Source organism: Clostridium chromiireducens, from assembly GCF_002029255.1.
GTDB classification, from domain to species: domain Bacteria; phylum Bacillota; class Clostridia; order Clostridiales; family Clostridiaceae; genus Clostridium; species Clostridium chromiireducens.
Genome location: NZ_MZGT01000121.1, coordinates 1 through 9161 on the forward strand (window position 1 = coordinate 1; position 9161 = coordinate 9161).

Annotated in this window: 8 protein-coding genes; 1 reads left to right on the top strand and 7 read right to left on the bottom strand. The window is 30.2% G+C overall.

Annotated features, from left to right (window positions below; all coding sequences use genetic code 11):
* Positions 1 to 102: 102 nt before the first annotated feature.
* Positions 103 to 429, bottom strand: a complete 327-nt coding sequence (locus tag CLCHR_RS23080; protein WP_079442247.1) for a PTS sugar transporter subunit IIB — start codon at positions 427 to 429, stop codon at positions 103 to 105.
* A 477-nt stretch (positions 430 to 906) separates the two neighbouring features.
* On the opposite strand from CLCHR_RS23080, the gene pknB reads away from it, so the two are divergent.
* Positions 907 to 2415, top strand: coding sequence for a Stk1 family PASTA domain-containing Ser/Thr kinase (gene pknB / locus CLCHR_RS23085; protein ID WP_079442248.1), 1509 nt, complete (start codon positions 907 to 909; stop codon positions 2413 to 2415).
* A 52-nt stretch (positions 2416 to 2467) separates the two neighbouring features.
* Here pknB and CLCHR_RS23090 read toward each other — a convergent pair whose 3' ends face one another.
* The 6 genes from CLCHR_RS23090 to CLCHR_RS23115 form a co-directional block, all read right to left on the bottom strand.
* Entirely contained in the window at positions 2468 to 2926 is a 459-nt protein-coding gene (locus CLCHR_RS23090) for a hypothetical protein (protein WP_079442249.1), read from the bottom strand.
* A 131-nt stretch (positions 2927 to 3057) separates the two neighbouring features.
* Positions 3058 to 4047 carry an ABC transporter ATP-binding protein gene (locus CLCHR_RS23095; protein ID WP_341456936.1) on the bottom strand — a complete coding sequence of 330 codons (990 nt, stop codon included), beginning with the start codon at positions 4045 to 4047 and terminating at the stop codon, positions 3058 to 3060.
* On the bottom strand, positions 4037 to 5029 hold the full coding sequence (locus CLCHR_RS23100) for an ABC transporter ATP-binding protein (RefSeq protein WP_079442251.1): 993 nt from the start codon (positions 5027 to 5029) through the stop codon (positions 4037 to 4039). The genes CLCHR_RS23095 and CLCHR_RS23100 overlap by 11 nt, the downstream gene beginning before the upstream one ends.
* A gap of 13 nt (positions 5030 to 5042) precedes the next feature.
* Positions 5043 to 5882, bottom strand: coding sequence for an oligopeptide ABC transporter permease (gene opp4C / locus CLCHR_RS23105; protein ID WP_079442253.1), 840 nt, complete (start codon positions 5880 to 5882; stop codon positions 5043 to 5045).
* A gap of 16 nt (positions 5883 to 5898) precedes the next feature.
* Positions 5899 to 6861 carry an ABC transporter permease gene (locus CLCHR_RS23110; protein ID WP_079442254.1) on the bottom strand — a complete coding sequence of 321 codons (963 nt, stop codon included), beginning with the start codon at positions 6859 to 6861 and terminating at the stop codon, positions 5899 to 5901.
* Between the two features lie 205 nt (positions 6862 to 7066).
* Positions 7067 to 8740, bottom strand: a complete 1674-nt coding sequence (locus CLCHR_RS23115; RefSeq protein WP_079442255.1) for a peptide-binding protein — start codon at positions 8738 to 8740, stop codon at positions 7067 to 7069.
* Positions 8741 to 9161 lie beyond the last annotated feature (421 nt).

Here is a 9161-nt window from a genome sequence, read left to right on the forward strand (position 1 = left end):
CATAAACAGTGTTAATATTATGGTCATTCACTAAAACTAAGCATAAACTTATTTATAGTGTTAAATATTTCAATTTGCTCTCCTATCTCATTTCGCTATATTTTAAATATGATTTTCTTTATTATTATCAATTAGCCGCAAAACTAAATTTAATATATTTTCTGCTTTCATCATGCCATAATCCGTATTACTAATTATATCTACCGGGATTCTTTTCTCCATGCAGATTTTCTTTAACTTGTCATGTAAGTATCTAATTTGGGGTCCTAATAGAACTGCATCAGCATCATTTAGATACTTTTCAAATCCATTTTCAGGGTAAGCCTCTACTGATAACTCTATATGCATTTTCCTTGCTGCTTCCCTCATTCTTGTCGCCAAAATACTTGATGATATACCCGCTCCACAAAATAGTATAATTTTAACCATATATATTAAGCCTCCATAAATATATTTATTATTCTTTTTATATAACTTTATTAAGCAATTATGTAATTCTCTATAATTCGCTATGTATATTTATCTAAAAGTTGATTTCATAAATATTTTTATCCATTTAAATCGTTAACATTTTACTATATGTGTTTATATATAAAATTAATTTTGATTAAAGCTAGTTCAATTTTCAATTTATAATATCAATCTCATTATTAGATTCCTATAATATAATTCTATATTATATGTAACTTTTGTCAAATATTATAATAGATAAAATTAATTTAATTTTATGAGATATAATTCAATATATGACAGTAATTTTACAATATCATATTTTATAGTACATAATATATTTATAGAAATATTAATATTTTAAAATATCCTTATTCATATATAATACTATTTCTGACTGCATTGAAAATAGTTGTGATATAATACTGATATTACTGTTTTTTATAGGGGGACAAAATGATAGGGACATTACTTTTAAACAGATATGAAATAATAGAAAAGATCGGCGAAGGTGGTATGGGAATTGTATATAAAGCTAAGTGTTCAATACTAAACAGATTAGTTGCTATAAAAATTTTAAAGTTTGAACTAAGTATGGATGAAAATTTTATCAATAGGTTCAAAAGAGAAGCTAATTCCATTGCCAGCCTATCACATCCAAATATCGTAAATATATATGATGTTGGGTCAGAAAATAATATTAATTTTATTGTTATGGAATATGTTAATGGGGGTACATTAAAATCGGTAATAAAAAAAGATTTTAAATTAAGTATAAAACAAACTTTGGATATAGCATCTCAAATTGCAAAAGCATTGGAATATGCTCATAAAAATAAAATAGTCCACAGAGATATTAAACCTGATAACATCCTAGTAAGTGAGGATAATATTGTTAAGTTAACTGATTTTGGAATTGCAAAGGTTGCAGATTCCGCGACTCTAACTAATTCAAATAAAGTTATTGGCTCTGTTCATTATTTTTCACCTGAACAAGCCAAAGGAAAATTTGTAGATTTTAGAACTGATATATACGCCCTGGGTATTGTAATGTATGAAATGTTAACTGGGCAAGTACCTTTTAACGGCAATACATCAATTTCTGTTGCAGTGATGCATATTCAAGAGCCAGTAATTCCACCAATAAAAATATCTTGTGATATACCTGAAAATATTAATTTAGTTGTTTTAAAAGCACTTGAAAAAGAACCTGTTAATAGATTTCAATCAACTAGTGAATTTATAAAAATTTTAGATTCAATTAAGGAAAATATGAATATAAAAATTGATTTTGACAATAAGTCTGGCGCAGAGACCATTATAATGACAGAACCAGACTTGTCTAGGTTAAGCAAACAATGTAATTCAACGGTAGTATTAAATCATGAAGAGGTATCAACCATAAAAAAAATATCTGAAATCGAAACAATTTCTGATACCTTGGAAGTTGATAAGACTAAAATTGAATTATCCCCAAAGGGTATTATTATAAAGAATAAACGTATTTTTTTAGCATCTGGATTTATAGCTTTTCTTATTATAGGTTTTTTAGTAAATTACCTATATAACAAACCGTCTTCAAGTCCAGCTAATGAGATAACTTCAACAGATAAAACAATCTCGAAACCAAATATTAGTGAAAAAAAATTGGAAGCTGAAAGACGTAACATACCCTCACTTGTTGGACAGACTCAAGATATAGCAAAAAGTATAATAGCAAGTAACGAGTTCTCATTAGGAACTGTTACAAGTGAATATAGCGATAATATTCCTAAAGGATTAGTTATCAGCCAATCTCCAAGTGCAGATTCATCTTATGAAAAGAACGGAAAAATAAATTTAGTCATAAGTCAGGGACAAAAAATTCCTCAAATTGAATCTCAAGCTAATAATAGTGCAAATCCTAAAGAAAATGGTAACGGAAAAGCTAAAGGAAAAGAAAAAGGAAAAAAGGATAAAGACTAAAAAATACTTCTTTAATAAAGCAGGATATAAAAGATCCTGCTTTATTAAAAATCTAATAGTACTTATTCTTAACCACTCTTGTAAAACCATAGTCAATAATTACAGGCCGTCCATTAATCAATCCCCAATTACTATTTCTAGCAAAATCACCTAATAGCAAATTGTAATTTTTCTTAATGCACTGTAATTCTTCTAACTCAAAGAGTTCCTTCTTATTTGTAACATTAAAATATTTCCATACATCTGAAATATTATTTATTTTATCTGCTTTCTGCATTATTAAGAATCTAAAATCAGTTGAAACCTGTATAACTTTGGCAAATAGTTCTGAATTATCATATGCAGAAATTTTATATTCATATTTATTTTGTGCAATTCCAGCCTTATTTTTTGCGACCTTGATTACATACTCATTTCCTAAATCAAAAACATCCCTACTAGACCCTGAACCAATATATCTGTAATATCCTCGCATTATATTTAACATAATCTCATCAAATATATTAATCATTTTCAAGCACCTGCTTTGCTTAATCGCTTTATAATCATTTGTGAACTTTCTATATTCAAAATATTCCACATAAAATGAATTTGTTCATGAATATATAATCAAGTTTAAAAATTAAACATATGAATTAATATTTAAATATGCTCGTGACATGCTATAAAATGTCCCTCACTAATCTCTTTGAGATTAGGTTTTTTATTTTTACAGCCATCTTTTGCAAATGTACAGCGATTATAAAATTTGCAGCCTTTGTTTATATTTTCAAATATTATCTCTGATTCTTCTAGATTTCTTGTCTTCCTTCTTAACTTTGGATGACTAACAGGAATAGATTCAAGCAGCATTTTTGTATATGGATGAAGTGGATTTTCAAATAAATCTTTTCCTGAAGCTAACTCAACAATGTTTCCTAAATACATAACTGCAATTCTATCACAGAAGTATTTTACAACCCTTAAGTCATGGGATATAAACAAAAATGTTAATGAATAACGCAATTTCAAATCATTTAATAGATTTATAATCTGTGCCTGAATCGAGACATCTAGTGCTGCCACTGGCTCATCAGCTACTATAAATTTAGGCTGCACTGCTAAAGCCCTTGCAATTCCAATTCTTTGGCGCTGTCCGCCACTGAATTCATGTGGATAACGATTTGCTAATTCTTTATCAATACCACAGATCTCCAAATACTTCTCAGCCATTTTGAATACACCATTACCTTTTGCTAATTTATGTTTTTTAATCCCTTCACCGACTATTTGATAGGCTTTCATTCTTTTATCTAGGCTTGCAAATGGATCTTGAAAAATGATTTGCATATCCTTACGCAATTTAGACATGTCCTTAGGGCTAATTTTATCCTTCTTCTCCATATCAAATAAAGTTTTACCATCAAACTCAACTTTGCCATCATCAACATTTATTAAGTTTAAAATGCTCCTTGCTGTTGTAGTTTTACCACAACCTGATTCACCCACCAAAGCAAAACTTTCACCTTTTTGTATCGTAAAAGAAACGTCGTCAACGGCATTTAAAACTAACTTTTCTTTACCAAGTAAAGTTCTTTCAAGTACATATTTTTTCTTGAGATGCTCTACCTTTAAAATAATATCATTCAATATTTACCTCCTCCTTCTCATATAACCAACATGCTACTTTATGATTACCTCCAATATTGAATAATTGGGGTTTTTCATTTGAACACCTCTCACAAAATTTTTCGCTACACCTTGTACTAAAGCTGCAACCTGATGGCATATTTGAGAAAGATGGCACCATTCCTTTAATGCTTGAAAGCGGCTTTCCGCATTCACCTTTGCTTGGCTGAGAGTCCATTAACCCACGAGTATAAGGATGTTTAGGATTGTCAAATAATTCAAAGATATCACTTTGTTCTACAATTTTACCACCATACATCACCATTACCTCATCACAAACTTCAGCTACTACAGATAAGTCATGAGTAATAAAAATAATAGATGTTTTGACCTCTTTATTTAAATTTTTGAGTAAGAAAAGTATTTGTGCCTGTATTGTAACATCTAGAGCGGTTGTAGGTTCATCTGCAATTAGTATTTCTGGTTCACAGCTTAGAGCCATTGCTATATTCACTCTTTGTCTCATCCCACCACTTAAATTATGGGGGTAAAGTTCATAGACTTTTTCTGGATTGGTGATGCGAACTATTTTAAGTAGTTCTATGGCCTTATCTTTAAGCTGTTTTCCTCTAAGATGTTTATGTATTTTTAATGGCTCTTCTACTTGTCTTCCAATTTTGAACAAAGGGTTTAATGATGTCATAGGCTCTTGAAATATCATTGCAACGTCATTCCCCCGAAGATTTTCAAGTTCAGCCTCTTTAAACTTGACTAAATCATTCTTGTTAAATAGTATTGCGCCTTGTTCAATTTTACTTATTTTCCCAGGCAATAATTGCATAATAGATAGCGCTAAAGTACTTTTTCCGCAACCAGACTCTCCAATAATCCCAAGTATCTTACCTTTTTCAAGAGTAAAACTCACATCATCTACTGCAATTATTTTTCCATTATCATCACTAAAACTAACTGATAAGTTTTTTACCATGAGAATTTTATCCTCCATAGAATTGCACCTCCTAAATCTTCATTTTGGGATCAAGAGCATCCCTTAGGCCATCTCCTACAAAATTGATTGATAAAACCGACAAAAATACTAACAATCCTGCTGGAATCCACAGCCACCACTCATATTGCAGCACCCTCATACTTTGAGCCGCTGATAAAATATTTCCCCAACTAGGCTGTGGCTGTCTTACTCCTAGTCCTAGAAAACTTAAACCAGCTTCCATTAGAATCCCCTGAGCAACACTTAATGTAGCATTGACAATTACGGGTGATAATGTATTCGGAAGCAGATGCTTAATAATAATTTCTGAATTACTAAGGCCAATAGCACGCGCAGCTTCAATAAATTCACTTTGCTTAAGAGATAGGATTTCAGCACGTATAATTCTAGCAACTCCAGTCCATTGCAGAAGACCTATTAGTAAAATAACATTCCAAACACTAGGTCCTATTAATGCTGCAATTGAAATAGCTATTACAAAGAACGGGAAACACATTACTGTATCAACGATGCGCATAATTATATTATCAACCCATTTTCCATAATAACCGCTGATGCAGCCAAGAGTAACACCGATTATCAATTGTAAAGCAGTCGCACTAATTGCAACACCCAAAGAGACACGTCCGCCATATAATAATCTCGTAAATATATCTCTTCCAAGTTCATCAGTTCCTAGAATGTGATTAATATTTGGTTGGCTTTCAATATTAGATAAATCTATTGAATCACGATTATAAGTGGATAAGATAGGTGCAAAAAGCGCTATTAAGATAAATAAAATTAGAAAAATAGATCCAATCAAAGCTAATCTATTCTTAAAAAATCTTTTCAAAAATATATATTCCACTACCTTTCCTCCTTTTTTAATCGAATTTAACACGTTTATCTACTATTACATAAAGTATATCAGCTAATAAATTGGTAAATAAGCTAATTATTGCAACCATCATTACGATCCCCATAATTAACGGAAAATCACGACTTATAACAGCATTATAATTAAGCCTTCCTATTCCTGGCCAAACAAAAATCGTTTCTGTTAATAATGCACCAGATAACAATGACGGAATCTGCATAGTTATTACAGTAATTAGAGGAAGCAATTCATTTTTCAAGGCATGTTCATAAATAATCCTTCGCCTTTTTACGCCCTTTGCCCGTGCTGTACGAATATAATCTGTTTTTAAAATATCAATCATATCAGAACGTGTATAACGCATTAGACTTGCAGTATTCATAAGTGCTAGAACTATCATAGGTAGCAACATGTGCTTTGCAACATCAAAAGCAAACGACCATCCCTTCAATGAGATGCCAGTAGTAACCATTCCTGATATAGGTAACCATCCTAAATCAACAGCAAATATTTTTATTAAAAGCATTCCAAAGAAAAAAGATGGGATTGATAAACCTATGAAAGCAAATACAGTTACAATATAATCAGTCTTAGAAAACTGTTTTGTTGCACTAATGACTCCACAAGGTATAGCTATCAATATACTTAACAACATTGAGGAAAAGGATAAAATTACTGTATTTCCTATCCGACTTCCAATAACACTAATGACAGATTGTTTGAATTGAATTGAATATCCAAGGTTTCCTTGAAATATATTCAACAGCCATTTAAAGTATTGAATTAAAACTGGATCATTATATCCTAATTGCTCAAGCATCTTTTCCTTCATCTCTTGTGAAAGGTTAGGATCCATCATTGATGAAAAAGGATCTCCAGGCTGAAATTTAATAAGTATAAACACAATTATTGATATTCCTATTAAAACAGGTACTGTTTGTATTAGTCTTTTAAAGATATACTTTCTCAAAAATCTTTCTCCTTTCTATAAAAATTGTATCGAATAAAGTTTTTACTTTAATCGATACTTTTTTGATCTTAATGTATTTTTAGTTAATTCAAATTATCTTATAAAAAGCAAGCTTCCACATTTCTTAATTATATAATTAGGTCAAACCTTGGTGTTAAATATACCAACCAACACATACCTATATGATTTTGATTCTTATATAGTTTTATTTTGATATTTCCCAATTTTGAACATCTGGGAAAACGGCATATGCTGAATATTTGTATCCTTGAAGTTTTGGATTATGAGCACGTAAGGCATTTGGTGAATACAAGAATACATATGGCACTTCGTCATTCATTAATTGTCCCCATTTGTTATAAATTTCTTTGCGTTCATTTCTATCTATTGTGCTTACTGCTTTTTCAATTAGTTCATCACTTTGTGTATTTATAAAGTTTGAAAAATTGAATTGTGATCCATTTGCAATACTTGAAGACCAGTAACGATCAGCATCTCCCGGATCAACTTCTAAAGTAAATCCGAGTAATCCCATATCATAATCTCCTTGTCCTTTAGTTTTAGCCATGGCAGAAGCAACATCCATTGTGCTGATATTAACTGTGATTCCTACATCCTTTAAGTTTTGTTGAATTATTGGAGCACTTTGTTCACGAACTTTATTTCCTGTTGGTACCATTAAATCTACCTCGAATTTCTTACCGTCCTTTTCAAGAACACCATTATTATCTGTCCATCCCGCTTCTTTTAGTAATGACTTTGCTTTATCAATATTATAATCATAATTATTTAACCCTGATTGTGGATATGCCCATCCTGCTAATGATATTGGTGTGTTCACAACTTGTCCATGTTCACCTAGCAAACTGTCAACAATTCCTTTTCTGTTTATTGCATAAGTGATTGCTTGACGAACCTTTTTATCTTTAAAGAATTCACGATTATTATTCATAGTCATAAATTGATAATTTGCACTTGGCTTCTCTTCAATCTTTATTCCTGCATCCTTCAAAGTTTTTAGATCCGCTTCTTTAGCACTTGAAAGCTCTACTATATCTAAATCACCTTTTGCTAATTCTGAAAGTTCTGTCTCTGTGTTAGTTACCTTGAAAATAAATTTATCAATCTTTGGTTTCCCACCAAAGTAGTTATCATTTTTAACTAATTCAACATATTGATCTGGCTTAAAATCATTTAACTTAAAAGGGCCTGTTCCTATCGGCTTATTAAGTAGGTCACTTTGTTTATCCCATTCACTAATATCTACTTTACTCCAGATATGCTTTGGAATAATGCCACGTTGTGAAAAATTAGATAATGCTGGTGCATATACTTTTGAATAAGTAAAACTTATAGTATATTTGTCAATGACCTTAATTCCACTAATAGAATCAGCTTTTCCATCATGGTAATCCTGCGCTCCAACTACTTTAGAAATCTCGTTAAATCTTGAGCCTGTATATTTGGGATCTGCCACGCTTGTGAAAGTAAATGCGACATCATCTGCTGTGAAATCTTCACCATCATGCCACTTAACATCTTTTCTAAGATTAAATGTCAAAGTTAGATTATCAGATGAAAATGCGTATTTTTCTGCAAGGCCTGGTTTAAAGTCATTATTTTCATCTAATAAAATAAGCGGTGAATATACCAAATTATTTATATTATTATCATATGTTGTATTTGATAGTAATGGACTAAATAAGCCTTTGGGTGAGGATTCCATTGCATACCTAAGTAAAGACTCACTACTTGAAGAGTCATTACTATTTGAATTTGATGGTATTTCTGCTGATGTACTTCCACAACCTGTTAGTAGTGCTAGTGATAATATTGTTGAAACTATTGCACCTGCGAATTTACTTTTTTTAATTTTCATGTATACACTCCTTTTTAATAACTTATTATTTCCCTAAATGGTTTTTTAAGCTGTACAATTTAGCTAAAGCCTTGAATTAATTTATATAAGCTGATAATTTTTTAATTCTTAGTAAATCTATATGTTTTATCTTTTTAAAATATACTTTTTAATTTAGCTATTATTACTAATTATTAAAAATTAATGTTTAAATATTTAATTATATTTTATTATCTTGATAATAATGCTATTATATTTCACAAATCATAATCTTAATAAATGAAATATTATTAGAAAAATAAAGTTAATACACTGTGGTTTTTAATAGATTGCATACATTATTTTATTAAAACCGAAAATAATTATAATGTTAAAGCGTAAGGAGTGAAATTAAAATGAAAAATTATAAATTCAGAAATTTATTTTGGGTTATATTAACATC